This window comes from Curtobacterium sp. AB7 (assembly GCF_044909335.1).
In the GTDB taxonomy this organism is placed as follows: domain Bacteria; phylum Actinomycetota; class Actinomycetes; order Actinomycetales; family Microbacteriaceae; genus Curtobacterium.
The window spans coordinates 178558-203558 of record NZ_JBIYED010000001.1 but is presented as its reverse complement, the minus strand read 5'-3'; the positions used below and the strand labels follow the sequence as shown (position 1 = coordinate 203558).

Below are 25001 nucleotides of genomic sequence, written 5' to 3'. Positions count from 1 at the left end.
CGGGGGTGGCCCGTGCTGTTCCACCCCCGGTACTGGGGGTATTCCGCACCCCGGATCACCCCCGTTCTCGGGATTCTGCACCGAACCTCGTGTGAATACGCTCGTCACCGGCGGCCGAGCAAGTGCCGGACACTTTCCCCATCACATTCCCGAAAGAATGGAAACACCATGTACTTCGCTCTCATGGGCAAGCTGAACGCTCGCCGCAAGGGTCTTCTCGAAGAGAACGAGAAGGGCTTCACGCTCATCGAACTCCTCGTCGTCGTGATCATCATCGGCATCCTCGCCGCGATCGCCATCCCGGTCTACCTGGGCATCACGAACAACGCTAAGGAATCGAGCACGAAGTCGGACATCACCAACTTCAAGACCGCGGTGATCAGCATCCAGTCGACCAGCGGTTCGTTCCCCGCCGCAGGGACGTACAACGGAACCACCGCGCTCACCACGGCGTTGAAGGGTGCCGGGGCGAGCCTCGGCAGCGACACGTCGTCGATCGTCTACACGATCGGCGGCACCACCGCTGCGCCGACGTTCAAGATCGTCGGCACCAGCTCGACCAACAGCACCTTCTGCACGTCGGACACCTCCGGCGTCGTCAGCGGTTCGACCTGCTGACCTGCCGTCCAGCGACGAGCCGTGACGTCCGTCACGGCTCGTCGCGACCACCGCTCCGACAGAGAGGCAGAACGTGTTGCTGCGCATCGTCGACCGCCTCCGGGCGGCTCGTGAGTCCGACGAGGGCTTCTCGATCATCGAGGTGATGGTCGCGATGACCGTCTTCGCGATGATCGCCGCGGGTGTCGCAGCGGGCATCGTCTCCACGCTCTACCTCACTCAGGACAACCGTTCGCGCGAAGCGGCGCTCAACCTGGCGAACCAGGCGCTGGACGCGGCACGCAGCACGAAGGACGTCTTCACGCTCGACGACGACACGACGCTGCAGTCGGTCGGCAACCAGGCCTACACGATCAAGCAGACCACCAACTGGATCAACTCGGACGGCTCAGACAACTCGTGCGGCGCGGGCTCAGGGGTCCTCGCCTACAAGCGCGTGTCGATCACCGTCTCCTGGACGAGTGGGACGTCGCCGCGCCAGAAGAACGTCGTGCTCGACACCCTGATCTCCCCTTCCGCTGCGGTGTCGAGCGCGAGCGCGTCCACGATCGTGGTCGGGGTCCAGACCGCGACAGGCGGACCGAACTCCGGCGTCGCCGTCACGATCACGCCCGTGTCCGGCGGCGCGACCGGCTTGTCGAACCCGCCAGCGGTGACCGATACGAACGGGTGCAGCTACGCGGTCGGGGTCACTCCGGGAACCTACAAGGTGACGATCGCGAAGGCCGGGAACATCGACAAGGACGGCGCCACCGCCCCGTCGTCGTCGGTGGCGACCACCGCCGGTGGCGTCGGCAACGCGACCTTCCTCTACGACCAGGCGATCACCGTCACGGCCGGTGCGCCGCTGAACCTCAAGGACGGCGTCACAGCGAAGCTGCCGACGTCGCTCCCGATGACCTACCGCTACGACGACACGGTGAAGACGTTCACCACCACGTCCACCGTGCTCTTCCCGTACCAGTGGACCGCGATCGCTGGCGCCTACACCTCGACGTGCAAGGACGTCGACCCGACGGCGTGGCCCACGGCGAGCAACCTGACGACATCGCCGAACATCTTCAACGGGGCCGACGGCTCCACGCCCGGGTACAACCCGACGACCGCGCTCACCGCGACCGCGCGCGCTCCCATGGGGGTGTTCGACGTGAAGATGGGCGGCGTGGACACCGTCCTCGTCGCGACGGTCAAGAACACGGCAGCGGTGACCAACGGCGATCCCGGATGCGCACCGTCGACGACGTACACCTTCACCGGCATGACGCCCTCGGCCGCGACGACGATCGCACTGCCGTTCGGCACGTGGACGCTGCGCGGGACGACCGTACTCGGTGGCGTGCTGAGCAGCAACACGCAGACCATCGCCTCGAACCCGAACGTGACGAACCTCAAGGTCTCCTCGAGCGGCAACGTCGTGACGCTCGACCCCCGAACGGTGCCGACCTCGTGATCGGCCGGATCCGCCGAGTCCTCGACCGCGCCCGTACCGACCAACGGGGCATCACGCTCGTCGAGCTCATCGTGGGCATGAGTCTCTCGCTCCTCGTGCTGACGATCGCGGGCTCCTTCCTCGTCGCGTCCCAGAAGGCCTCCGTGACGGCGAGCTCGATCAGTCAGAACACGCGAGCTGCGTCGACAGCCATGAACGAGATGGGCCGCATGCTCCGGGCGGCGACGGACAACCCGGTGCCGACCGGCGACGACTCGCAGTTCGCCTTCCAGTACGCCAGCGCGACGTCGATCCGGTTCTTCGCGTACGTGAACCTCGACTCGACACTCTCCCAGCCGGTCCAGGTCCAGCTGACGCTCGACCCGGCGACGAAGCGGATCACCGAGACGACGTGGATGGGTACCGCCGTCTCCGGCAACTCCTCGTACTTCTCGTTCCCGCTGGCCCTCGGTGCCACGCTGACGTCGACTCCCACGTCGAAGCGCACGCTGGTGTCCTCCGCGGTGAACGGGGTTGCGTTCTCGTTCACCGATGCGTCGAACAACGTGCTCGGAACGCTGACGTCACCGGTCGCGGTGACGGACCTGCCGAACATCCGTTCGGTCAGCGTGACGCTGACGGTCGGGTCGGGCACGACGGACCCGAACGCCGTGACCCTGACCAACAGGGCCAGCATGCCGAACATCGTGATGGGAGCCTCCTCGTGATCCGACTCCTCCGCGTCATCCGTTCCCGGGACGACGAACGTGGTGTCGCCCTCGTCGCCGTCGTGGGCATCGGCATGGTCGTGATGATCCTGGTCGCGACGATGGTCGCGATCGCGACGTCGGGCGCGAAGGTCACGTCGACGGACCGATCCTGGAACCGAGCCATCGCGGCGGCCTACGCCGGCGTCGCCGATTACCAGTCGCGGCTCAACGCCGACAACACCTACGGCAACTACGGGCAGTCGAGCGCACCGTTCAGCGCCGCGTCGAACAGCACCTTCAGCAAGGGCACCGGCGACAACGCGGCGTTCAACTACCAGACCGGCCAGCAGTGGGTGTCCGTCCCCACCGGCGACGGCTCCGCCAGCGACTCGTCGTACCGGTACGCCGTCGACAACAGCAAGCTCTCGTCGCAGGGCGTGATCCGGGTGCAGTCGACCGGGCGTTCCGGCACGACGACCAGGACCGTCGTCGCCAACGTGCGGCCGGACGGGTTCTCGAACTACCTGTACTTCACCAACTTCGAGTCCGGCGACCCGACCGTCACGAACGAGAAGGGCGTCGGGACGCTGCCGTGCACCTCGGTGTACCGACCGGTCGCGACGTCGTCGACCTGCGACCAGATCCAGTTCGGCGGCGGTGACGTGCTCGAGGGTCCGGTGCGGTCGAACGATCAACTCAAGGTGTGCGGCGCGCAGTTCAAGAGCACGGTCCAGAGCGTCTACGGCGTGAGCAGCAGTGGGTGCACGCTCGGGCGGTACGCCTCGAACCCGACGACGTCCTCGACGTTGACCCCGCCGGCCACGATCGGTGACCTGCGCGACTACACGCGCTCCGATCTGCCCTCGACCACCAGCACCATCGAGGGAGCCGGCTGCATCTACACCGGGCCGACGAAGATCACGTTCAACGGAGACGGCACGATGACGGTGCGCTCGCCGATGACGATCGCGACGCAGGTCACCGGAGCGACCGCGACACCGGGGGCACAGATCACCGGCGTGAACAGTGACACGTCGGCAGCCGCGGCCAAGTGCGGTGCTCCCACCGACCTCCGGAGCGCCAGCGGGGCTCGGGTCACGATCCCGAAGAACAACCTGATCTTCGTGCAGAACGAGCCGAGCGCACGTGCGGCCGGGACGACGCCGGACCCGAACTACTGGAAGGGCAACGCCACCCTCAAGAACGTCGCGACAGCGTGTGATGCGACCTCGGCCGCGAGCACCGCGACCACCCTGAAGCCGAACGGTGTCGGTTTCCCCTTCGTCGGTTCCTCGGCGAACAACTCCGAGACCGACCCCACCGCTGGCGGTGGCACCTCGGTGACGGCGCCGTACGGCTGCGACCGCGGCGACGCGTTCGTGCAGGGCACGGTCGACAAGGCGGTCACCATCGCCGCCGAGAACTACCTCTACGTCACCGGTGACATCCGGTACCCGACGACCCGGTCTGCTTCCACCGTCCTCGGGCTGATCGGCCAGCGTGCGGTCTGGGTGTGGAACCCGGTCAACACGAACAACGCGGCCATCCTGTCGAACGATCGCGAGATCGACGCGGCGATCCTCTCGAACACCGGCACGTTCGTCGTGCAGAACTGGACACGGGGTTCGTCGAACGGCCGGGGGACCCTCACGGTCAAGGGATCGATCGCGCAGAACTTCCGCGGTGCGGTCGGTCTGGCGAGCGGGCAGGGCTACACGAAGGCGTACACGTTCGACTCGAGCTTGGCGACCTACACGCCGCCGAAGTTCCCGCAGCCGACCGTGACGACGTACCGCGTCGCCACCCAGGTCGAGTCGAAGACGGCGTACGACTCGAACGGAGCGCCGATCTCGTGATCAGCGCCGTCCCGGCCCTCGCAGCGTTCGTCGCTGCGTTCGGAGCGGTCTTCGGGCTCGCCGTCGGTTCGTTCCTCAACGTCGTCGTCCATCGGGTCCCCGCCGGCATGTCCGTCGTCGCGCCCGCGTCCGCGTGCCCGAAGTGCGGGCGCGCGATCCGGGGGTTCGACAACGTTCCGTTGGTGTCCTGGCTGGTGCTCCGTGGCCGGTGCCGTGACTGCGCCGAACCCATCTCGGTCCGCTACCCGGTCGTCGAGGCATCGACGGCGGTGCTGTTCGTCGCGGTGATCGTCCGGTTCCTGCCGCGGGTCGGTGCGCCCGGTGCGGTCATCGCAGGCCAGACGGTCCTGCTCGTCGCCCTGCTCTTCGTCATGGCGGTGAGCGTCGCGTTGGCGCTCATCGACATCGACACGCACACGTTGCCGAACCGGATCGTCCTGCCGATGTACCCGGTACTGGTCGTGCTGCTCGCCGCCTCGAGCGTCCTGACCGGCGATTGGGCTGCGATGCTCCGCGGGCTGCTCGGTCTCGTGATCCTCGGTGGCGTGTACCTGGTCCTCGCGATCGCGGCACCGCGGGGGATGGGGTTCGGGGACGTGAAGCTCGCCGGTGCCCTGGGGCTCCAGCTGGCGTACCTCGGATGGGGACCCCTCGCTGTGGGTGCTTTCGGAGCGTTCCTCCTCGGCGGTACCTTCGGGATCGTCCTCCTCCTGACCAGGCGTGCGGGTCGCTCGACGGGGATCCCGTTCGGCCCGTGGATGCTCCTCGGCGCGTGGGTGGGCGCGTTCTCCGGGGCCCCGATCTGGAACGCCTACCTCCGACTCCTCGGTCTCGCCTGACGAGCCGGGCTGACACCCCACCGAGCCCGGCTCGACCGGAAGGAACACGACATGACCAAGAACATCGTCGGCATCGACATCGGTGCCGAGACGATCCGCGCGGTGGAGGTCGCCGACGCCGAGAAGGCGAACCCGACGATCGTCCGTGTCGCCGAGGTGCCGGTCCCGAAGGACGCGACGAAGCAGGGTGAGGTCCTCGAGGCGAACACGGTCGCGGCGGCGTTCCGCGAACTCTGGTCGATCGGCCGCTTCCGGACCAAGGACGTCGTCCTGGGCATGGGGAACCAGCGCGTCCTCTCACGTGACCTCACCGTGCCGAAGGCGCCGCTCGCGCAGATCCGCGAGTCGCTCCCGTTCCAGGTCCAGGACATGCTCCCCGTCCCGGTCGTCGACGCGATCCTCGACTTCTACCCAGTGTCCGAGGGTGTCGGCGAGTCCGGACCGGTCGTGCACGGCTTGCTCGTCGCCGCGATCAAGGACGCGGTCCTCGCGAACGTCCGCGCTGCGGAGCTGGCCGGACTGCGCCCGGTGGGTGTCGACCTGATCCCGTTCGCCCTGTCACGGGTCCTGGCGCCCCGGGTCGACGGCGCCGGAACGGTCGCGATCGTCGACTGCGGCGGCAACACGACGTCGGTCGTGATCGCCAACGACGGGGTGCCCACGTTCGTGCGCATCATCCCGACGGGTGGCGACCACGTGACCAAGACGATCGCCACCCGGCTCGAGGTCACCCTCGCCGAAGCCGAGGCGATCAAGCGGCACTTCGGTCTGGTCGGTCGAGCGAAGACGCCGGACGACGCCCGTGCCGTGGCCGTCACGCGTGAGACCGTCGGCGAACTGCTCACCAGTGTGCGGAACACGGTGACCTACTACGCCAACACCCGGCCTGCCGATGTCGTGCGGGGAATCGTGCTCGTCGGCGGCGGTGCGGCACTCCCCGGCTTCCGGGAGAGCCTCGGCGACGTCTCCGGCCTGCCTGTCGCCGTCGGGGACCCCTTCGTGTCCGCGCGGACGTCGCGGGGCATCACCCCGGAACTCCTCCGGGAGCGGTCGGCTTCCATCTCGGTCGCCTGGAGCCTCGCGGTCGGAGGCCGAGCAGCATGACCAAGATGATCGACACCACCTCGACCGACCGACGGCGCCCCTTCCGGGCGACTCCCGGCCGCAGTGCAGACGCCGCTCCCCACACGGCGAGAGCCGGCGCGAAGTCGCGTGTCCTGGTGGTCGGAGGACCGCCGCGGGTGGACCTGCTCCCCACCGAGGTCCACGTCAGGCGGCGGCAGCGCGCAACGGTCCGGCGCGCGTGGGCGGGCGTGCTGGTCGTCGCGATCGCGGTCGGACTGGCGACGGCGTGGGCGATGACGGACCGCATGTCTGCCGAGCAGGACCTGGCCGCGGCCCAGAGCGAGACGGCGACGCTCGCCAAGCAACAGGGCCAGTACCGGGACGTCCGGGTGACCGAGTCCGAGAGCGCGTTGCTGCAGAGCGCGCAGACGGTCGGCGGGTCGACGGAGATCGACTGGGCGGCGACGCTCGCGTCGGTGCGTTCGAGACTGCCGGCCGGGGTGCAGATCACCGGACTGACGATCGACTCCGCCGGAGCCGAGGAAGCCTACGCGCAGTCGGACGACCCGCTGCAGGGGCAACGCATCGCGACGCTCACCTTCGACGCCACGAGCGACGCCCTGCCCTCGATCCCGGACTGGCTGACCGCAGTCGGCGGGGTCACCGGGTTCGTCGATGCGAACGCCAACTCGGTCGCGCGGTCGCAGGACGGCGGCGGGTACGCGGTCAACATGACCATCCACCTCGACGAGAAGGCGTTCGACGGCCGGTACGCCGCCGACGACGCGAAGAAGGACTGACCATGTCTCGCAACCGCATGAGCCTCTTGCTCGCCGTCCTCGCGATGGCGGTCGTCGCCGTCGGCGGGTTCTTCCTCGCGGTCCAGCCGCAGCTCGCCCAGACGGCTGCGGCGCACACCCAGACGGCGTCCGTCGAGCAGACGAACGACACCAGCCGGAGCGAGCTCGCACGCCTGCGCGAGCAGGCGGCGGACCTGCCAGCCATGAAGCGCGAGCTGTCGACCCGTGCGGCCTCGGTGCCGGACACCGCTCGGCTGTCGGCGTTCATCGACGAGCTCAACACCATCGCCGCGGCTTCCGGGATGCAGGTCTCGTCGTTCACGGCGAGCGATGCGACGGCGTACTCGCCAGCGGTCACGGCGGAGCCCGCGGCTGCGGGGCAGGGCGCTGCAACGCCGTCGGCATCGCCGTCCGCGACGGCCGGAGCGGCGACGTCCGCCCCGCAGGCGCCGAGCCTCGTCACGGACGCGGCGATCACCGGCCAGAACTTCTCGGTGATCCCCGTCACCGTCGCGGTCGACGGCTCGTTCGACCAGGCGCTGCAGTTCGTCAAGGGAGTCCAGGGTGGCGATCGACTGTTCCTCATCACGACGATCTCCTCCGCGGAGAAGAGCGGCGAGGACGGAACCGCCAGCAGCAGCAGCAGTTCGTGGACCTTCGGCGGATCGATCTACGTGCTCGATCGTTCCGCAGACGGGGCCGCCACGACCACGGCGACAACCTCCGCGAACGGCTGATCCGACCCCCTCCCACTGGGGTGTGACGCGCCACGCCGATCCCTCTTCCGCGACATCCGTCGGTGTGCGTACGATGCTCACGACGCCGTGATCGCGGCTGCTCATCTCCCTCTCGAACGGTCGGCCCGAACCGGCCGTTCCCGTCGTGCCCGGAGTCGCGCGTGTTGGTCGGAATCGTGGAGTTCCTTGGTTGGTTCGGCGCTGTAACCGTGCTGGCAGGTTACATTCTCTTCTCGACGGGGAAGCTCCCGAACGGGCCGGTCTACCAGCTCTTCAACCTCGTCGGTGGCCTGGCCGTCGCCGTCAACGTGGCCGCGCACCACGCGGTGCCGTCGACCATCGTCAACGGCATCTGGGCGATCGTCGCCGTGGTCGTCCTGGTGAAGATGGGACGCGCCCGTCGCGCGGCGAAGCGGGGCGAGCCGGCGGCCTCCGAGGCGACCGTCCTGCACGCCGAGCCGGCGTCCACCACCGGCGTCCTGCCGATCATCGGCCCCGCCCTGCGTGACCACGAGCCGGAGGAGCCCTCCGAGGCGGACGCAGCCCCGGGCCTCCAGACCGCACCGACCACCAGCACGACGCAGGTCGCTCCGATGACCGAGACCGTCCCGATCATCACCGCGACGATCGCACTGGCCCTGGTCGCCGCAGCCCAGGGGCACGTGGAGCGTGCGGACAGCGCGGACAGCGCAGACGGCATCGACCACGCGGAGCGGACCGAAGCCATCCGCTGACCGTCCCGTCGGCGATACGATCACCTCATGTCCCGGTGGTTGATCGCGACGATGACGTCCGTCCTCTTCATCGCGCTCGTCGTCGCCGTCGCGGGGTTCGAAGCGCTCCTCGCCGACGTCGAGGCGATCGCGCAGCCGGACGCGACCCCGTACCTCGGCCCGGCCATGGTGGTCGGCGCCGCCGTGGTGGTGTTCCTCGCGACCGCGGTCGGCGCGCGCGAGGGCAACCCCGGTGTCACCGGCCTGGTCGCCGCCGCGACCGCCTACCTGGTGATGCTCGGCGTCGGCGCCGTCGGCTACGCGGCGATCCGCCGCGACCTGACCGAGCTCCTCGTCTTCCCGGCCGGCTACGCACTCGGGCCGTTCGTGGTCGGGTCCGTCGTGGTGGCGCTCCTGTCGGTGATCGGCGGGATCTCCATGGCCCGGCACCAGGCCCGGACGACGGACCGGACGCCCGCTGCCGGGCAGCGGCAGGAGACCACCGTCTCGGGGGACGACACCGTCGGGCGGTAGTCTTCCCGGGCACGACGCACACGCAACGGGGGAACGATGAGCGACCAGCACACGCCGGATCCGGACCAGCAGGACGGCTGGGGAGCCGTGCCGTCGGTGGCGTCGATCCGCGGGACGCAGGAGACGCCCGCCGCCGCGCAGAACGCGCAGGCCGGGTCGAGCGCGCACGGCGCGCAGTACGCACCGTCCGGCTCGCCCGCTCCGCGCCGGAAGCTCCGTCGTGGCCAGCTCATCGGGATCATCTCGGGCGGCACCGCCGTCGTGCTGCTGCTCGTCGCCGGTGTCGTCGGGTTCTCGGTCGGCTCCGCCACCCACTCGGCCGACCGACCCGTGCGGGCCTTCCTCGACGACCTGACCGCGGGCAAGGTCGCCGACGCCCTCGACGCGGCCGGCATCGACCGGACGAAGTCGGACGTGCTCCTGACCGACGACGCGTACGCGAAGGCGACCGCGAAGGTCACCGGTTATCGGGTGGCTGCGACGCGGACGGACGGCGACACCGCCACCGTCCGCGCCTACCTGCGCCAGGCCGGCCGTGACGTCGCGGCGACCTTCACGCTCGACAAGACCGGCACCGACTGGGGCGTGTTCCCGGTGTGGGAGCTGCAGGCGCCGGAGCTCGGCAGCGTCGACGTCAGCGTCCGGGGGCCGTCCGGCGCCGCGGTGCAGGTCGCGGGCACGTCGACGAAGACCTCGAAGGACGGCACGGTCGGTCTCCGCGCGCTCCCCGGCACCTACGCGGTCACGTACGACGGCGGCAAGTGGACGAAGGCCACGGGCGGCAGCGCCGTCGTGGGAGGGTTCGGTGGCAGCGCCTCGACGCCCGTGCAGATCACCGCGACGCTCACGAGCGCGGGGGACCAGGCGGCGAAGCGGGCCGTGGACGCCTGGGTGGACGGCTGCATCGCCTCGGACGACGCCGCACCGGCCGGGTGCAGCTTCTACGCGTACGGCGAGAACCCCGCGTACACGTACACGAACGAGAAGTGGACGCTCGAGTCGCGGCCGACCGTCGCCGTCGGCAGCTGGACCACGAACGGCTGGCTCGTCTCCACCACGACGTTCGGCCGGGCCACCTTCACGGCGGACATCGCCGGCGCCGGCGGCACCGGGACGGCCACCGCCGGGCCGCTCAACGTGAACGCCAGCGGGTACATCACGGGGTTCTCGAGCTCGGGGGCGACGTTCCGGTCGGCGGTCGGCAACGGGTCCTCGGACACCGGCTCATGACGGTGTCCGGCGTGGTGCCGGCCCGGATTGATTTCGTCCCGTTACGCGGGTAGTCTCTTCTGGGTGTGCGCCCTCGGGCGCGCCCGAAAAGTCCGGCGGGCGAGATCGCCCAGTCGGACCACTCCGTCCCCCCGCAGGTTCCTCCGCCGTCAGGCGGTCATCAGCGTGGGACGAGGAAGTCGGCGGATCGCGCCGGCCAGAGAGCACGAGCGAAGAACCAGGAGAACAGTTGCCTACTATTCAGCAGCTGGTTCGCAAGGGTCGTACGCCGAAGGTCACCAAGACCAAGGCGCCCGCCCTGAAGGCGAACCCCCAGCAGCGTGGTGTGTGCACCCGCGTCTACACCACCACCCCGAAGAAGCCGAACTCCGCACTGCGCAAGGTCGCTCGTGTGAAGCTCTCGAACGGCACCGAGGTCACGGCGTACATCCCCGGTGAGGGCCACAACCTCCAGGAGCACTCGATGGTGCTCGTCCGTGGCGGTCGTGTGAAGGACCTCCCCGGTGTGCGCTACAAGATCATCCGTGGCGCCCTGGACACCCAGGCCGTGAAGAACCGTAAGCAGGCTCGTAGCCGCTACGGCGCGAAGAAGGGTTGAGTTAGATGCCTCGTAAGGGTCCCGCCCCCAAGCGTCCCGTCGTCGCCGACCCGGTCTACGGTGCGCCGATCGTCAGCCAGCTCGTCAACAAGATCCTGCTCGACGGCAAGAAGGGCCTCGCTGAGCGCATCGTCTACGGTGCACTCGAGGGCGTCACTGCCAAGAACCAGCAGGATGCTGTCGTCACGCTCAAGAAGGCGCTCGACAACGTCCGTCCGACCCTCGAGGTCCGCAGCCGCCGCGTCGGTGGCTCGACCTACCAGGTCCCGGTCGAGGTCAAGCCGCACCGCGCGAACACCCTCGCGCTCCGCTGGCTGACCTCGTACGCCAAGGCCCGTCGCGAGAAGACGATGACCGAGCGTCTCATGAACGAGATCCTCGACGCGTCGAACGGTCTCGGTGCCGCGGTCAAGCGCCGCGAGGACACGCACAAGATGGCCGAGTCGAACAAGGCCTTCGCCCACTACCGCTGGTAGTCCCGGCACCGTCCGGGCACCGGTGGTCAAGAACCCCGGCGCCCGGACGGCCGCCAACCTCTCCTACAACTCTTCCGGAGGAACCCTGTGGCACAGGACGTGCTCACCGACCTGAACAAGGTCCGCAACATCGGCATCATGGCGCACATCGATGCCGGCAAGACCACGACGACCGAGCGCATCCTGTTCTACACGGGCATCACGCACAAGATCGGTGAGGTCCACGACGGCGCTGCCACGATGGACTGGATGGCGCAGGAGCAGGAGCGCGGCATCACGATCACGTCGGCCGCGACGACCTGCTTCTGGGACAACAACCAGATCAACATCATCGACACCCCCGGTCACGTGGACTTCACGGTCGAGGTGGAGCGTTCGCTCCGCGTCCTCGACGGTGCGGTCGCCGTCTTCGACGGCAAGGAGGGCGTCGAGCCCCAGTCCGAGACCGTGTGGCGTCAGGCCGACAAGTACAACGTCCCGCGCATCTGCTTCGTCAACAAGATGGACAAGCTCGGCGCGGACTTCTACTACACCGTCGACACGATCATCAACCGCCTCGGTGCGGAGCCCCTCGTGCTCCAGCTGCCGATCGGTTCGGAGAGCTCGTTCGAAGGCGTCGTCGACCTCGTCCAGATGCGTGCACTCACCTGGCGCGGCGACGCCAAGGGTGACGTCGCGATGGGTGCGAAGTACGAGATCGAAGAGATCCCGGCCGACCTGCAGGACCGCGCCGCCGAGTACCGCGAGAAGCTCATCGAGCGCGTGGCCGAGGCGGACGACGTCCTCATGGAGCGTTACCTCGAGGGCGACACCGACTTCTCGGTCGACGAGATCAAGGCCGCGATCCGCGCCCTCACCGTGAGCAGCACGCTCTACCCGGTGCTGTGCGGTTCCGCGTTCAAGAACCGCGGTGTCCAGCCGATGCTCGACGCAGTCATCGACTACCTCCCGTCCCCGCTCGACGTGCCGCCGATGATCGGCCACGACGTCAAGGACGAGGAGAAGGAGATCATCCGCAAGCCCGACGCGTCGGAGCCGTTCTCGGCTCTCGCGTTCAAGGTCGCGGTGCACCCCTTCTTCGGTCGCCTCACCTACGTCCGCGTGTACTCCGGCTCGATCGAGTCCGGCGCACAGGTCATCAACTCGACCAAGGGCAAGAAGGAGCGCATCGGCAAGATCTTCCAGATGCACTCCAACAAGGAGAACCCGGTCGCCAACGTGACCGCTGGCCACATCTACGCGGTCATCGGCCTCAAGGACACCACCACCGGTGACACCCTGTGCGACCCGACCAACCAGGTCGTCCTCGAGTCGATGACGTTCCCGGAGCCGGTCATCGAGGTCGCGATCGAGCCGAACACGAAGGCTGACCAGGAGAAGCTCTCCACGGCCATCCAGAAGCTCGCCGAAGAGGACCCGACGTTCCGCGTCGAGCTCAACGCCGAGACCGGTCAGACGACGATCAAGGGCATGGGCGAGCTCCACCTCGACATCCTCGTCGACCGCATGAAGCGCGAGTTCCACGTCGAGGCGAGCGTCGGCAAGCCCCAGGTGGCCTACCGCGAGACCCTCACGAAGATCGTCGAGCGGTACGACTACACCCACAAGAAGCAGACCGGTGGTTCCGGCCAGTTCGCGAAGGTGCAGATCGCCCTCGAGCCGATGGAGGTCACGAGCGAGAAGGTCTACGAGTTCGTCAACGCGACCTCCGGTGGCCGTGTCCCGCGCGAGTACATCCCGTCGGTCGACGCCGGTATCCAGGACGCCATGCAGGTCGGCATCCTCGCGGGCTACCCGACCGTCGGCGTGAAGGCCATCCTCAAGGACGGCGCGGCGCACGACGTCGACTCGTCCGAGATGGCGTTCAAGATCGCCGGTTCCATCGCCTACAAGGAAGCGGCCCGCAAGGCCGGTCCCGCGATCCTCGAGCCGATCATGGCCGTCGAGGTCCGTACTCCTGAGGAGTACATGGGCGACGTCATCGGTGACCTGAACTCCCGTCGTGGCCAGATCGCCTCGATGGAGGACGCCTCGGGCGTCAAGGTGGTCCGCGCGAGCGTGCCGCTGTCCGAGATGTTCGGCTACGTCGGCGACCTGCGGTCGAAGACCTCTGGTCGTGCGGTCTACTCGATGACCTTCGAGACCTACAGCCAGGTCCCGGCCAAGGTCGCCGAGGAGATCATCGCGAAGAACGCGGGGGAGTGACGCTCGAGCGTCTCTCCACAGGCGGGGGTGCCCGGCGACGGGCCCCTCGCCACCAAGTAAAGTAAAGACACACACCGCGCATCAACGGTCGCGAGCCCATCCAGGGCCGGCCGGGGATGACGCTTCCGAGTCCTGAGGAGGACCCACAGTGGCCAAGGCCAAGTTCGAGCGCACCAAGCCGCACGTCAACATCGGAACCATCGGTCACGTCGACCACGGCAAGACCACGCTCACGGCGGCGATCACCAAGGTTCTGCACGACCAGTACCCGGACCTCAACGAGGCCCGTGACTTCGCGCAGATCGACAACGCTCCCGAGGAGCGCCAGCGCGGCATCACGATCAACATCTCGCACGTCGAGTACCAGACCGAGAAGCGTCACTACGCGCACGTCGACGCCCCCGGTCACGCCGACTACGTGAAGAACATGATCACGGGTGCGGCGCAGATGGACGGCGCGATCCTCGTGGTCGCCGCCACCGACGGCCCGATGCCCCAGACGCGTGAGCACGTGCTGCTCGCCCGCCAGGTCGGCGTCCCCTACATCGTCGTCGCGCTGAACAAGTCCGACATGGTGGACGACGAGGAGATCCTGGAGCTCGTCGAGCTCGAGGTCCGCGAGCTCCTCGGCTCGCAGCAGTTCGACGAGGACGCCCCCGTCGTGCAGGTCTCGGCGCTCAAGGCGCTCGAGGGCGACGAGAAGTGGGTCAAGTCGGTCCAGGACCTCATGGCCCAGGTCGACGAGCACGTGCCGGACCCGGTGCGCGCCACCGACCAGCCGTTCCTGATGCCCATCGAGGACGTCTTCACGATCACCGGTCGTGGCACCGTCGTCACCGGTCGCGTCGAGCGTGGCACGCTCAACCTGAACGAGGAGGTCGAGATCGTCGGCATCCGCGCGACGCAGAAGACCACCGTCACGGGCATCGAGATGTTCCGCAAGCTGCTCGACCAGGCGGTCGCCGGTGACAACACCGGTCTGCTCATCCGTGGCCTCAAGCGCGAGGACGTGGAGCGCGGCCAGGTCGTCGTCAAGCCGGGTTCGGTCACGCCGCACACCGAGTTCCAGGCGAACGCGTACATCCTGACCAAGGAAGAGGGCGGGCGTCACAACCCGTTCTACGCGAACTACCGCCCGCAGTTCTACTTCCGCACCACGGACGTCACCGGCGTCATCACGCTGCCCGAGGGCACCGAGATGGTCATGCCCGGCGACACCGTCGCCATGACGGTCGAGCTGATCCAGCCGATCGCCATGGAAGAGGGCCTCCGTTTCGCCATCCGTGAGGGTGGTCGTACGGTCGGCGCCGGTACGGTCGAGAAGATCGTCAAGTAACTCCGGTTACCTGCCTCAGCGGGGTCGAGCCTTCGGGCTCGGCCCCGCTTTGCCGTTGCCCCGACAGGTCGTGGTACCGCCCGCGAGCCGCTGACGGCCGCTCACGGCCCTGGCGGGCGGCGGACGGGAGGCCCGGGGTACGCCCGCCACGACGGCGCCGGTCCGCCCCGTACGGCGTCCCAGGCATCGGGGAGTTGGCTCGGACGGGTGACCCGTCTGCGCCGTTCCACGACCTCCGGTCGTGGCTACCACCGTGTCCGGAGTGGACGCGGCTTCTCGTACCGCGACCCCGACGGCGCGACCGTCACCGATGCCGCGGTGCGTCAGCGGCTCGAGGACCTCGTCATCCCGCCGGCCTGGGACGACGTCTGGATCTCGCCGTACGAGAACGGGCACGTCCTCGCGACCGGGATCGACGGGGCCGGCCGCCGCCAGTACATGTACCACCCGTCGTGGCGCGAGCGGATGGACCGGATCAAGTACGACCGTGCGCTCGCACTCGCGGAGTCGTTGCCGGTCGCACGGCGCGGGGTGACGCAGGACCTCCGGCGACCGGAACCGGATCGCCGCCGAGCGCTGGCCGCGGCGTTCCGGATGCTCGACCAGGGCTCGCTGCGAGTCGGTTCAGAGCGGTACGCCAGCGAGCACGGCAGCCGAGGGCTGTCGACCCTGCTGTGCGCGCACGCCCACGTCTCCGGTGACGACATCGAGCTCGACTTCCCCGGCAAGAGCGGGCAGGAGTGGTCGTCGTCGATCCACGACGCCGACCTCGCGACGGTGATCGCCGGCATGAAGCGCCGCGGGCCGAACGCCCGACTGCTGTCGTTCCGCGAACGCCGCGGTGACGAGTGGGAGCCGTTGTCCGCCGAGGACATCAACGCCTACGTCAAGGAGCGTGCGGGTGACGACTTCACGGCGAAGGACTTCCGCACCCTGCACGGAACGGTGGCGGCAGCCGTCGACCTGGCGCAGACCGGTCCGCTGTCGTCGCAGGCGAAGCGGAAGCATGCGGTGTCCCATGCCGTGAAGGCCGCGAGCGAGGAGCTCGGCAACACCCCGACGGTGTGCCGGCAGAGCTACATCGACCCGCGGCTGCTCGACGCCTACGAACACGGCGAGACCATCGATCCGGCCCGGATCCACGCCGCCGAGTCCGAGGTCCGGGCGCTGCTCTACCGACAATGACCCCGGGAGCGTCCGGATGACGTAGCGTTGGTCGACGTGCCGGACCACCCCACACGGCACGGAAGGACCCACAACAGTCGTGACTGACGAGTGCATCCACGGTTTCCCCACCGAGCTCTGCGACATCTGCGCGCCCCGGCAGCGTGAGGAGTCGGCGATCCCAGCCGCTCCGGCGCCACGGCGGACCCGCATCACCACCAACCTGCGCGTCGACCCGCCGGCCTCCGGCCCCGGGACGTCGCTGCGTTCGCCGACGTCCCTCCGGTCGTCGTCGGCCGACCTGCCCGAGGCTCGGGTGTTCGCGTCGCTGCGTGCGCACCACGTGACCCACATCGACAACCTCGACGGCATCGTCGGCTCCGGTGCGATCCTCGCAGCAGACCAGGCGGAGCCCGCCGTCGACGTGAGCAGCGCCGAGACCCGTGCCGCTCGCGCCGAGGCCGAAGCACCCGACGGCAGCACCATCGCGAGCCACGTGCCGTTCACCCTGTCGCCGGATGCCCTCCGGTGGGACGAGCTCCGCACCGGCGCCGTCGGGGAAAGGTGGTCCGACGCCGCCCGACGCACGCGCGCGGTGGACTACGTCGTGCTCGTCGTCCCGGTCTCGGCGTTCGGTGACTCGGTGGTCGTCGCCGACCAGGACGCCGACGCCGACGACGTCCGCTTCGCCGTCGGCCCCGACGCCGGGACGAACCTGATCCGCCGGACGGACTTCTCCGACCCGGAGATGCTCGGGCTCGAGCTCCTCGCGGGGCCGAGCGTGCCGTTCTCGTCCGTCGCGGTGATCGGCGTCCCGAACGACAAGGCCCGTCAGACGGTCCGTGCGGTGCTCGCCGACCACGGCGGCCACGCGCCGCGCGTGGCGGTCTTCCCGCCGTGGTTCGTCCCCCCGGTGACGGCCGAGTAACCGTCTCCACGAGCGCCCTCCGGACCATCTCCGGAGGGCGCTCCGCGTTGCGGCGGCGACCCGTGCCTCCAGGCCGTCCGATCCCCGTGGATCCGGGGAAGCGAGCCGGTGCCGACACGCCCGGCACATCGCGACACGCCCGGGTTGCACGTGGGCTCGGGACATGCGAGACTTGTCCGGTTCCGAATTCCCCGCGGGTGCGAGTCCGCAGGATCACTGCTCTGGCAGTGCACAACCCCCCTGTTCAGCAGGGCTGGGTTGGGCCGCAGGCAGCAGAACACGACTCCCCGAGGTCATGACGGACGCGACACTGTTGCGCCCGGAGTGCGAGGAAGTCGATTGCCCACGCTGGACGGCCAAGGTCGCCCGCGCGGTTGACAGGTGAACAGCGGTCATCCCCAGCGGATGCGGCCGGTTGGTTCAGGAAAACAGCACGGTCCGCAGCAATGCGGAGCCGAGCGGCGTCAGGCGGCCTGCGGGTGCGCGGCGCAGAGAGAGGACAAGAGACACATGGCGGGACAGAAGATCCGCATCCGGCTCAAGTCGTATGACCACGAGGTCATCGACACGTCGGCCCGGAAGATCGTCGACACGGTGACCCGTGCCGGTGCGACCGTGGTCGGCCCGGTGCCACTCCCCACCGAGAAGAACGTGATCGCAGTGATCCGTTCCCCTCACAAGTACAAGGACTCGCGCGAGCACTTCGAGAAGCGCACGCACAAGCGGGTCATCGACATCGTCGACCCGACGCCGAAGGCCGTCGACTCGCTCATGCGACTCGACCTTCCGGCAGACGTCAACATCGAGATCAAGCTGTAAGGGGGCAGACCAATGGCGAACTCAACCAAGACCGTCAAGGGCCTCCTCGGCAAGAAGCTCGGGATGACCCAGGTGTGGGACGAGAACAACAAGTTCATCCCCGTCACCGTGATCGAGGTCGGCCCGAACGTGGTCACCCAGATCCGCAACGCTGAGCGCGACGGCTACGAGGCGATCCAGATCGCCGCCGGTGCCATCGACCCGCGCAAGGTCAACAAGCCGGCCGCCGGCCACTTCGAGGCCGCTGGCGTGACCCCGCGTCGCACCCTCACCGAGATCCGGACCAACGACTCCGCTGAGTACACGCTCGGCCAGGAGCTCACCGTGGACGGCACGTTCACGGCGGGCCAGAAGGTCGACGTCGTCGGTACCTCCAAGGGCAAGGGCTTCGCCGGTGTCATGAAGCGCCACGGCTTCCACGGCGTCGGCGCCTCGCACGGTGCACACCGCAACCACCGCAAGCCCGGCTCGATCGGTGCTTCCTCGACCCCGTCGCGTGTCTTCAAGGGCATGCGCATGGCCGGTCGTATGGGTGGCGACCGTGTGACCGTCCTCAACCTCACGGTGCACGCCGTCGACGCCGAGAAGGGTCTGCTGCTCGTCAAGGGCGCCGTCCCCGGTGCTCGCGGCCGCTCCGTCTTCGTCCGCACCGCCGTGAAGGGTAAGTGATCATGGCCACCACGACCGCAACCACGATCGACGTCCTCGACGCATCGGGTGTCAAGTCCGGCACCGTCGAGCTGCCCGCAGCTCTCTTCGACGTCGAGACCAACGTCCCGCTGATCCACCAGGTCGTCACCGCGCAGCTCGCAGCCGCGCGTCAGGGCACCCACAAGACCAAGAACCGCGGCGAAGTCCGCGGTGCCGGTCGCAAGCCGTTCAAGCAGAAGGGCACCGGCCGCGCCCGTCAGGGTTCCGTCCGTGCTCCCGAGCACACCGGTGGTGGCGTCGTCCACGGACCGACCCCCCGCGACTACTCGCAGCGCACCCCCAAGAAGATGATCGCCGCAGCGCTGCTCGGCTCGCTCTCGGACCGCGCCCGCGGTGGCCGCATCTCGGCCGTCGACGGCTTCGTCGAGGCCGACGTGCCGTCGACCAAGGTCGCCCGGACGCTCCTCGAGAAGGTCGCGCCCGTCAAGCACGTGCTGATCGTGCTCGAGTCGAACGACGAGCTGACGCTCAAGTCGATCCGCAACCTGCCGAACGTCCACGCGCTCTCGTACGGCCAGCTGAACGCCTACGACGTCCTCAAGTCGGACGCCGTCGTCTTCAGCAAGAGCGCCCTCGACGCCTTCATCGCGTCGAAGACCGCGAAGGAGATCACCGCATGAGCGGCTTCAACAAGGACCCGCGCGACGTCATCATCTCGCCGGTCGTCTCGGAGAAGAGCTACGCGCTCATCGACCAGGGCAAGTACACGTTCATCGTGGACCCCCGCTCGAACAAGACCGAGATCAAGCTCGCCATCGAGAAGATCTTCGAGGTCAAGGTCGCGAGCATCAACACGCTGAACCGCCCGGGCAAGACCCGCCGCACCAAGTTCGGTCTCGGCAAGCGCAAGGACACCAAGCGCGCCATCGTGACGCTCAAGTCCGGTTCGATCGACATCTTCACGGCTGTCGGCTGAGGACCAGAGGGATAAATCATGGCTATTCGTAACTACAAGCCGACGACCCCCGGTCGTCGCGGCTCGTCGGTCGCCGACTTCGCTGAGATCACCCGTTCGACTCCGGAGAAGTCCCTGCTTCGTCCGCTGCCGAAGACCGGTGGTCGCAACAGCTCCGGCCGCATCACCACGCGTCACATCGGTGGTGGCCACAAGCGCCAGTACCGCGTGATCGACTTCCGTCGCTCCGACAAGGACGGCGTGGACGCCAAGGTCGCTCACATCGAGTACGACCCCAACCGCACTGCGCGCATCGCGCTCCTCCACTACGTGGACGGCACGAAGCGGTACATCATCGCGCCGAACAAGCTCAAGCAGGGCGACGTCATCGAGCAGGGCCCCGGTGCCGACATCAAGCCCGGCAACAACCTGCCGCTGCGCAACATCCCCGTGGGTACCGTCGTGCACGCCATCGAGCTCCGCCCCGGTGGCGGCGCGAAGATGGCCCGCTCGGCCGGAGCCTCGGTGCGTCTCGTCGCCAAGGACGGCCCCTACGCGCAGCTCCGTCTGCCGTCGGGCGAGGTCCGCAACGTCGACGCACGCTGCCGCGCCACGATCGGCGAGGTCGGCAACGCCGAGCAGTCGAACATCAACTGGGGCAAGGCCGGCCGCATGCGCTGGAAGGGCGTCCGCCCGACCGTGCGTGGTGTCGCGATGAACCCGGTCGACCACCCCCACGGTGGTGGCGAGGGCAAGACCTCCGGTGGTCGTCACCCGGTCAGCCCCTGGGGCCAGGCCGAGGGTCGCACGCGCAAGCCGAACAAGCCGAGCGACAAGCTCATCGTCCGTCGCCGTAACGCCGGCAAGAAGCGCAAGTAGGAGTTCAGAAGATGCCACGCAGTCTGAAGAAGGGCCCCTTCGTCGACGAGCACCTGCTCCGCAAGGTCGTCACGCAGAACGAGGCCAACACCAAGAACGTGATCCGTACGTGGTCGCGTCGGTCGATGATCGTCCCGAACATGCTCGGGCACACCATCGCCGTGCACGACGGCCGCAAGCACATCCCGGTGTTCGTCACCGAGTCGATGGTCGGTCACAAGCTCGGCGAGTTCGCGCCGACCCGCACCTTCCGTGGTCACGTGAAGGACGACAAGAAGGGCCGTCGCCGCTAACGCGGGGACGCAGAGGAGGAACGAAATGGTGGAGTCGATCGCACGCGTGCGACACATCCGCGTCACGCCTCAGAAGGCCCGTCGCGTCATCGAGCTGATCCGCGGCAAGCAGGCCCACGAGGCGCTCGCCATCCTGAAGTTCGCCCCCCAGGGCGCTTCGGAGCCCGTGTACAAGCTGGTCGCCTCGGCGATCGCGAACGCCCGGGTGAAGGCTGACTCGACGAACAGCTTCCTCGACGAGCGCGACCTCTACGTGAGCCGCGTCTTCGTCGACGAGGGAACGACCCTGAAGCGGTTCCAGCCGCGCGCCCAGGGCCGGGCCTTCCGCATCAACAAGCGCACCAGCCACATCACGGTCGTCCTCGCGACGCCGGAAGAGGCCGAGGCTGCCGCGACGAGCAAGAAGGCGAGCAACTAATGGGCCAGAAGGTCAACCCGTACGGCTTCCGTCTCGGGATCACGACGGACCACGTCTCGCACTGGTTCACCGACAGCAAGAAGGCCGGTCAGCGCTACGCCGACTACGTGGCCGAGGACATCAAGGTGCGCGAGTACCTGAAGAAGACCCTCGACCGCGCCGGTGTCGCCCGCATCGAGCTCGAGCGCACCCGTGACCGTGTCCGCGTGGACATCCACACGGCGCGTCCGGGCATCGTCATCGGTCGCCGCGGCGCCGAGGCGGAGCGCGTTCGCGGTGAGCTCGAGAAGCTCACCAAGAAGCAGATCCAGCTCAACATCCTCGAGGTCAAGAACCCCGAGACCGAGGCCCAGCTCGTCGCGCAGGGCATCGCCGAGCAGCTCTCCGCTCGTGTCGCGTTCCGTCGCGCCATGCGCAAGGGCCTGCAGGGTGCACAGCGCGCCGGCGCCAAGGGTGTCCGCATCCAGGTGTCGGGTCGTCTCGGCGGCGCCGAGATGTCCCGTTCGGAGTTCTACCGCGAAGGCCGTGTGCCGCTGCACACCCTCCGCGCGAACATCGACTACGGCTTCTACGAGGCCCGGACCACGTTCGGCCGCATCGGCGTGAAGGTCTGGATCTACAAGGGCGACATCACGAACAAGGAGCTCGCTCGCGAGCAGGCGAACCAGCGTTCGTCGCGCCCCGAGCGTCGTGGCGGCCCGCGCGGTGAGCGTGGCGACCGTGGCGGCGACCGTCGTGGCGGCGACCGCGGTGACCGCCGCCCGCAGCAGGCCCCGCAGGACGCGCCGGCCGGCGCAGGAGTTGAGGCGTAACCATGCTTATTCCCCGTCGAGTCAAGCACCGTAAGCAGCACCACCCGAAGCGTTCGGGTCAGGCAACCGGTGGTACCAAGGTCAGCTTCGGCGACTACGGCATCCAGGCCCTCACCCCGGCGTACGTGACCAACCGTCAGATCGAGTCCGCTCGTATCGCCATGACGCGTCACATCAAGCGTGGCGGCAAGGTCTGGATCAACATCTACCCGGACCGTCCGCTCACGAAGAAGCCGGCTGAGACCCGCATGGGTTCCGGTAAGGGCTCGCCCGAGTGGTGGGTCGCCAACGTCAAGCCGGGTCGTGTGCTCTTCGAGCTCTCCGGCGTCACCGAGGACATCGCCCGTGAGGCGCTGACCCGTGCAATCCACAAGCTGCCCCTCAAGGCACGCATCATCAAGCGCGAGGAGGGCGACGCATAATGGCGATCGGTTCCAAGGAGCTCCGTCCGACGGAGCTCGACACGTTCGAGAACGAGCGTCTCGCTGACGAGCTGAAGAAGGCCAAGGAGGAACTCTTCAACCTCCGCTTCCAGTCGGCCACCGGCCAGCTGGAGAGCCACGGTCGTCTCCGTGCCGTCAAGCGCGACATCGCTCGCATCTACACCGTCCTCCGCGAGCGCGAGCTCGGCATCCGTGCCACTCCCGCGCCCGTCGAGACCGCCACCAAGGCCAAGAAGACGACGAAGAAGGCTGACAAGCCGGCTGAGTCGACCGAGGCCGAGACCGCCGAGGAGAAGTAATGGCGAACGAAGAGAAGACCTCCGCCGCCCTCACTCGCGGCTACCGCAAGACGCGTCGCGGCTACGTGACCAGCGACAAGATGGACAAGACCATCGTGGTCGAGGTCGAGGACCGCGTGAAGCACGCGCTCTACGGCAAGATCATCCGTCGCACGTCCAAGGTGAAGGCCCACGACGAGCTCGGCACCGCTGGTGTCGGCGACCTCGTCGTGATCAGCGAGACCCGTCCCCTCAGCGCTTCCAAGCGCTGGCGCCTGGTCGAGATCCTCGAGAAGGCCAAGTAGGCCTCGGCCTGCTTCGGAATAGGAGACAGCAGTGATTCAGCAGGAATCCCGCCTGAAGATCGCCGACAACACGGGTGCCAAGGAGATCTTGACCATCCGCGTGCTCGGTGGTTCGGGTCGTCGCTACGCCGGTCTCGGTGACGTCATCGTCGCCACGGTGAAGGACGCCATCCCCGGCGGCAACGTGAAGAAGGGTGACGTCGTCAAGGCGGTCATCGTTCGCACCAAGAAGGAGACCCGTCGTCAGGACGGCTCCTACATCAAGTTCGACGAGAACGCGGCAGTGATCCTCAAGGCCGACGGCGACCCGCGCGGCACGCGCATCTTCGGTCCGGTCGGTCGCGAACTCCGTGACAAGAAGTTCATGAAGATCATCTCGCTCGCGCCGGAGGTGCTGTAAGCCATGGCGAACATCAAGAAGGGTGACCTCGTCCAGGTCATCACGGGCGCGACGCAGGAGCGTGGCGGCGACCGTGGCAAGCAGGGCAAGGTCATCGAGGTCCTCAAGGACAAGCAGCGCGTCGTCGTCGAGGGCGTGAACTTCGTCACGAAGCACGTCCGCGTCGGCCAGACGCAGCGCGGCTCGAAGACGGGTGGCATCGAGAAGCACGAAGCCTCGATCCACGTGTCCAACGTCGCTCTCGTCGACCCGAAGACGAAGAAGCCGACCCGCGTCGGCTTCCGTACCGAAGAGGTGGAGAAGGGCGGGGTCAAGAAGACCGTCCGCGTCCGCTACGCCAAGAAGTCAGGTGAGACGCTCTGATGACCGACACGACTGCAACGACTGAGGCCACCAAGGTCCAGCCGCGCCTCAAGCAGAAGTACAAGGACGAGATCAAGGCCACGCTCACCGAGCAGTTCGGCTACGCGAACGTCAACCAGGTCCCCGGCCTGGTCAAGGTCGTCGTGAACACCGGTGTCGGCGAGGCCGCTCGCGACTCGAAGATCATCGAGGGGGCCATCAAGGACCTCACGGCGATCACGGGACAGAAGCCCCAGGTCAACATCGCTCGCAAGTCCATCGCGCAGTTCAAGCTGCGCGAGGGCCAGGCGATCGGTGCGCACGTCACCCTCCGTGGTGACCGCGCCTGGGAGTTCCTCGACCGCCTGATCTCCCTCGCACTGCCCCGCATCCGCGACTTCCGCGGTCTCAGCGACAAGCAGTTCGACGGGAACGGCAACTACACGTTCGGTCTCTCGGAGCAGTCCGTGTTCCACGAGATCGACCAGGACCGCATCGACCGTGTCCGCGGGTTCGACATCACTGTCGTCACCACCGCGAAGACGGACGACGAGGGACGCGCGCTGCTCCGTCAGCTCGGCTTCCCGTTCCGCTCCAACGAGCAGACGGTCTAAACTACTTCGGGCGGTGCGGGCCGGAGGATTCACGTCCTCCGGCCCGCACGCACGAACACACCGATCCTGGGGAACCGCCCCGGGATCACTCGATCGCTCAGGTCGGCATTCGTGGAACGGGTGTCGAAACCAGGCGAGAAATGGACGAACATCATGACGATGACCGATCCGGTCGCAGACATGCTGACCAGATTGCGGAACGCGAACTCCGCGCACCACGACGCCGTCGCGCTCCCGAGCTCCAAGCTCAAGAAGAACATCGCCGACATCCTCAAGCGTGAGGGCTACATCAGCGAGTGGAAGGTGGAGGACGCCCGAGTCGGGCAGACCCTCACCATCGACCTGAAGTACGGCCCCGAGCGCGAGCGTTCGATCGCCGGCATCAAGCGCGTGTCGAAGCCGGGCCTCCGGGTCTACGCGAAGTCGACGGAGATCCCCCAGGTCCTCGGTGGCCTCGGCGTGGCGATCCTCTCGACCTCGTCCGGGCTGCTGACCGACCGCGAAGCCGAGCAGAAGGGCGTGGGTGGGGAAGTCCTCGCCTACGTGTGGTGATC

At 67.9% G+C, this 25001-nt stretch carries 32 protein-coding genes; all 32 read left to right on the top strand.

From position 1 onward, the window contains the following. Positions 1–168: 168 nt before the first annotated feature. The 32 genes from ABH929_RS01050 to rpsH all read left to right on the top strand — a co-directional run bounded on the left by ABH929_RS01050 (position 169) and on the right by rpsH (position 24999). The gene (locus ABH929_RS01050) at positions 169–618 is read left to right on the top strand and encodes a type II secretion system protein (protein ID WP_131845938.1); all 450 of its coding nucleotides are present in this window, start codon (positions 169–171) and stop codon (positions 616–618) included. A 73-nt stretch (positions 619–691) separates the two neighbouring features. Next, positions 692–2068, top strand: a complete 1377-nt coding sequence (locus ABH929_RS01045; protein WP_404559804.1) for a prepilin-type N-terminal cleavage/methylation domain-containing protein — start codon at positions 692–694, stop codon at positions 2066–2068. Then, the gene (locus ABH929_RS01040) at positions 2065–2775 is read left to right on the top strand and encodes a type II secretion system protein J (protein ID WP_404559803.1); all 711 of its coding nucleotides are present in this window, start codon (positions 2065–2067) and stop codon (positions 2773–2775) included. Before ABH929_RS01045 ends, ABH929_RS01040 begins: the two co-directional genes overlap by 4 nt. After that, the gene (locus ABH929_RS01035; protein ID WP_404559802.1) at positions 2772–4613 is read left to right on the top strand and encodes a hypothetical protein; all 1842 of its coding nucleotides are present in this window, start codon (positions 2772–2774) and stop codon (positions 4611–4613) included. Before ABH929_RS01040 ends, ABH929_RS01035 begins: the two co-directional genes overlap by 4 nt. Next, positions 4610–5452, top strand: a complete 843-nt coding sequence (locus ABH929_RS01030; RefSeq protein ID WP_404559801.1) for a prepilin peptidase — start codon at positions 4610–4612, stop codon at positions 5450–5452. The genes ABH929_RS01035 and ABH929_RS01030 overlap by 4 nt, the downstream gene beginning before the upstream one ends. A 51-nt stretch (positions 5453–5503) precedes the next feature. Further along, positions 5504–6556, top strand: coding sequence for a type IV pilus assembly protein PilM (pilM, locus tag ABH929_RS01025; RefSeq protein WP_404559800.1), 1053 nt, complete (start codon positions 5504–5506; stop codon positions 6554–6556). Next, on the top strand, positions 6553–7317 hold the full coding sequence (locus ABH929_RS01020; protein ID WP_404559799.1) for a hypothetical protein: 765 nt from the start codon (positions 6553–6555) through the stop codon (positions 7315–7317). The genes pilM and ABH929_RS01020 overlap by 4 nt, the downstream gene beginning before the upstream one ends. 2 nt (positions 7318–7319) lie before the next feature. Next, positions 7320–8054, top strand: a complete 735-nt coding sequence (locus ABH929_RS01015) for a hypothetical protein (protein ID WP_404559798.1) — start codon at positions 7320–7322, stop codon at positions 8052–8054. A 176-nt stretch (positions 8055–8230) separates the two neighbouring features. After that, entirely contained in the window at positions 8231–8788 is a 558-nt protein-coding gene (locus ABH929_RS01010; RefSeq protein ID WP_404559797.1) for a hypothetical protein, read from the top strand. A gap of 27 nt (positions 8789–8815) precedes the next feature. Beyond that, entirely contained in the window at positions 8816–9301 is a 486-nt protein-coding gene (locus ABH929_RS01005; protein ID WP_205463327.1) for a DUF6121 family protein, read from the top strand. 36 nt (positions 9302–9337) lie between these two features. After that, positions 9338–10531 carry a hypothetical protein gene (locus ABH929_RS01000; protein WP_404559796.1) on the top strand — a complete coding sequence of 398 codons (1194 nt, stop codon included), beginning with the start codon at positions 9338–9340 and terminating at the stop codon, positions 10529–10531. A gap of 229 nt (positions 10532–10760) precedes the next feature. Then, positions 10761–11129, top strand: coding sequence for a 30S ribosomal protein S12 (rpsL, locus tag ABH929_RS00995; protein WP_017885540.1), 369 nt, complete (start codon positions 10761–10763; stop codon positions 11127–11129). 5 nt (positions 11130–11134) lie between these two features. After that, on the top strand, positions 11135–11605 hold the full coding sequence (gene rpsG, locus ABH929_RS00990; protein WP_055950927.1) for a 30S ribosomal protein S7: 471 nt from the start codon (positions 11135–11137) through the stop codon (positions 11603–11605). Between the two features lie 87 nt (positions 11606–11692). Next, the gene (gene fusA / locus ABH929_RS00985) at positions 11693–13810 is read left to right on the top strand and encodes an elongation factor G (RefSeq protein ID WP_111083473.1); all 2118 of its coding nucleotides are present in this window, start codon (positions 11693–11695) and stop codon (positions 13808–13810) included. A 148-nt stretch (positions 13811–13958) separates the two neighbouring features. After that, the gene (tuf, locus tag ABH929_RS00980; RefSeq protein ID WP_111083472.1) at positions 13959–15146 is read left to right on the top strand and encodes an elongation factor Tu; all 1188 of its coding nucleotides are present in this window, start codon (positions 13959–13961) and stop codon (positions 15144–15146) included. 207 nt (positions 15147–15353) lie between these two features. Beyond that, complete coding sequence (locus tag ABH929_RS00975) at positions 15354–16331, top strand: DNA topoisomerase IB (protein WP_404559795.1); 978 nt, start codon at positions 15354–15356, stop codon at positions 16329–16331. Between the two features lie 79 nt (positions 16332–16410). Further along, complete coding sequence (locus ABH929_RS00970; protein WP_404559794.1) at positions 16411–17238, top strand: DarT ssDNA thymidine ADP-ribosyltransferase family protein; 828 nt, start codon at positions 16411–16413, stop codon at positions 17236–17238. A 510-nt stretch (positions 17239–17748) separates the two neighbouring features. After that, positions 17749–18057, top strand: coding sequence for a 30S ribosomal protein S10 (gene rpsJ, locus ABH929_RS00965; protein ID WP_017885534.1), 309 nt, complete (start codon positions 17749–17751; stop codon positions 18055–18057). 12 nt (positions 18058–18069) lie between these two features. Further along, positions 18070–18726, top strand: coding sequence for a 50S ribosomal protein L3 (rplC, locus tag ABH929_RS00960; protein WP_027466731.1), 657 nt, complete (start codon positions 18070–18072; stop codon positions 18724–18726). A gap of 2 nt (positions 18727–18728) precedes the next feature. Further along, positions 18729–19388 (top strand): 50S ribosomal protein L4, encoded by a 660-nt coding sequence (gene rplD, locus ABH929_RS00955; RefSeq protein WP_111083469.1) that lies wholly within the window; start codon positions 18729–18731, stop codon positions 19386–19388. Continuing rightward, positions 19385–19684 (top strand): 50S ribosomal protein L23, encoded by a 300-nt coding sequence (gene rplW, locus ABH929_RS00950; protein ID WP_111083468.1) that lies wholly within the window; start codon positions 19385–19387, stop codon positions 19682–19684. The genes rplD and rplW overlap by 4 nt, the downstream gene beginning before the upstream one ends. Before the next feature lie 18 nt (positions 19685–19702). Continuing rightward, positions 19703–20542 carry a 50S ribosomal protein L2 gene (rplB, locus tag ABH929_RS00945; RefSeq protein WP_111083467.1) on the top strand — a complete coding sequence of 280 codons (840 nt, stop codon included), beginning with the start codon at positions 19703–19705 and terminating at the stop codon, positions 20540–20542. Between the two features lie 11 nt (positions 20543–20553). After that, positions 20554–20835, top strand: coding sequence for a 30S ribosomal protein S19 (gene rpsS / locus ABH929_RS00940; protein ID WP_017885529.1), 282 nt, complete (start codon positions 20554–20556; stop codon positions 20833–20835). 25 nt (positions 20836–20860) lie between these two features. After that, positions 20861–21253, top strand: a complete 393-nt coding sequence (rplV, locus tag ABH929_RS00935) for a 50S ribosomal protein L22 (protein ID WP_111083466.1) — start codon at positions 20861–20863, stop codon at positions 21251–21253. After that, positions 21253–22065, top strand: coding sequence for a 30S ribosomal protein S3 (gene rpsC, locus ABH929_RS00930; protein WP_017885527.1), 813 nt, complete (start codon positions 21253–21255; stop codon positions 22063–22065). Before rplV ends, rpsC begins: the two co-directional genes overlap by 1 nt. A gap of 2 nt (positions 22066–22067) precedes the next feature. Continuing rightward, positions 22068–22487 carry a 50S ribosomal protein L16 gene (gene rplP, locus ABH929_RS00925; protein ID WP_111083465.1) on the top strand — a complete coding sequence of 140 codons (420 nt, stop codon included), beginning with the start codon at positions 22068–22070 and terminating at the stop codon, positions 22485–22487. Further along, positions 22487–22807 (top strand): 50S ribosomal protein L29, encoded by a 321-nt coding sequence (gene rpmC / locus ABH929_RS00920; protein ID WP_111083464.1) that lies wholly within the window; start codon positions 22487–22489, stop codon positions 22805–22807. Before rplP ends, rpmC begins: the two co-directional genes overlap by 1 nt. Continuing rightward, positions 22807–23091: a 30S ribosomal protein S17 gene (gene rpsQ, locus ABH929_RS00915; protein WP_111083463.1), complete on the top strand. Its 285-nt coding sequence runs from the start codon at positions 22807–22809 to the stop codon at positions 23089–23091. The genes rpmC and rpsQ overlap by 1 nt, the downstream gene beginning before the upstream one ends. 31 nt (positions 23092–23122) lie before the next feature. Then, a complete protein-coding gene (gene rplN, locus ABH929_RS00910) occupies positions 23123–23491 on the top strand; it encodes a 50S ribosomal protein L14 (protein WP_111083462.1) in 369 nt (122 codons plus the stop codon). A 3-nt stretch (positions 23492–23494) separates the two neighbouring features. Next, positions 23495–23854, top strand: a complete 360-nt coding sequence (gene rplX / locus ABH929_RS00905; RefSeq protein ID WP_111083461.1) for a 50S ribosomal protein L24 — start codon at positions 23495–23497, stop codon at positions 23852–23854. After that, the gene (gene rplE, locus ABH929_RS00900; RefSeq protein WP_404559793.1) at positions 23854–24447 is read left to right on the top strand and encodes a 50S ribosomal protein L5; all 594 of its coding nucleotides are present in this window, start codon (positions 23854–23856) and stop codon (positions 24445–24447) included. Before rplX ends, rplE begins: the two co-directional genes overlap by 1 nt. Before the next feature lie 153 nt (positions 24448–24600). Further along, entirely contained in the window at positions 24601–24999 is a 399-nt protein-coding gene (rpsH, locus tag ABH929_RS00895; RefSeq protein ID WP_017885519.1) for a 30S ribosomal protein S8, read from the top strand. Positions 25000–25001 lie beyond the last annotated feature (2 nt).

Coding starts and splice junctions, on each gene's coding strand:
- ABH929_RS01050 (WP_131845938.1), top strand. CDS start 169: ATGTACTTCGCTCTCATGGGCAAGCTGAACGCTCGCCGCAAGGGTCTT.
- pilM (WP_404559800.1), top strand. CDS start 5,504: ATGACCAAGAACATCGTCGGCATCGACATCGGTGCCGAGACGATCCGC.
- ABH929_RS01020 (WP_404559799.1), top strand. CDS start 6,553: ATGACCAAGATGATCGACACCACCTCGACCGACCGACGGCGCCCCTTC.
- ABH929_RS01015 (WP_404559798.1), top strand. CDS start 7,320: ATGTCTCGCAACCGCATGAGCCTCTTGCTCGCCGTCCTCGCGATGGCG.
- ABH929_RS01005 (WP_205463327.1), top strand. CDS start 8,816: ATGTCCCGGTGGTTGATCGCGACGATGACGTCCGTCCTCTTCATCGCG.
- ABH929_RS01000 (WP_404559796.1), top strand. CDS start 9,338: ATGAGCGACCAGCACACGCCGGATCCGGACCAGCAGGACGGCTGGGGA.
- rpsG (WP_055950927.1), top strand. CDS start 11,135: ATGCCTCGTAAGGGTCCCGCCCCCAAGCGTCCCGTCGTCGCCGACCCG.
- rpsJ (WP_017885534.1), top strand. CDS start 17,749: ATGGCGGGACAGAAGATCCGCATCCGGCTCAAGTCGTATGACCACGAG.
- rplC (WP_027466731.1), top strand. CDS start 18,070: ATGGCGAACTCAACCAAGACCGTCAAGGGCCTCCTCGGCAAGAAGCTC.
- rplD (WP_111083469.1), top strand. CDS start 18,729: ATGGCCACCACGACCGCAACCACGATCGACGTCCTCGACGCATCGGGT.
- rplW (WP_111083468.1), top strand. CDS start 19,385: ATGAGCGGCTTCAACAAGGACCCGCGCGACGTCATCATCTCGCCGGTC.
- rplB (WP_111083467.1), top strand. CDS start 19,703: ATGGCTATTCGTAACTACAAGCCGACGACCCCCGGTCGTCGCGGCTCG.
- rpsS (WP_017885529.1), top strand. CDS start 20,554: ATGCCACGCAGTCTGAAGAAGGGCCCCTTCGTCGACGAGCACCTGCTC.
- rplV (WP_111083466.1), top strand. CDS start 20,861: ATGGTGGAGTCGATCGCACGCGTGCGACACATCCGCGTCACGCCTCAG.
- rpsC (WP_017885527.1), top strand. CDS start 21,253: ATGGGCCAGAAGGTCAACCCGTACGGCTTCCGTCTCGGGATCACGACG.
- rplP (WP_111083465.1), top strand. CDS start 22,068: ATGCTTATTCCCCGTCGAGTCAAGCACCGTAAGCAGCACCACCCGAAG.
- rpmC (WP_111083464.1), top strand. CDS start 22,487: ATGGCGATCGGTTCCAAGGAGCTCCGTCCGACGGAGCTCGACACGTTC.
- rpsQ (WP_111083463.1), top strand. CDS start 22,807: ATGGCGAACGAAGAGAAGACCTCCGCCGCCCTCACTCGCGGCTACCGC.
- rplX (WP_111083461.1), top strand. CDS start 23,495: ATGGCGAACATCAAGAAGGGTGACCTCGTCCAGGTCATCACGGGCGCG.
- rplE (WP_404559793.1), top strand. CDS start 23,854: ATGACCGACACGACTGCAACGACTGAGGCCACCAAGGTCCAGCCGCGC.
- rpsH (WP_017885519.1), top strand. CDS start 24,601: ATGACGATGACCGATCCGGTCGCAGACATGCTGACCAGATTGCGGAAC.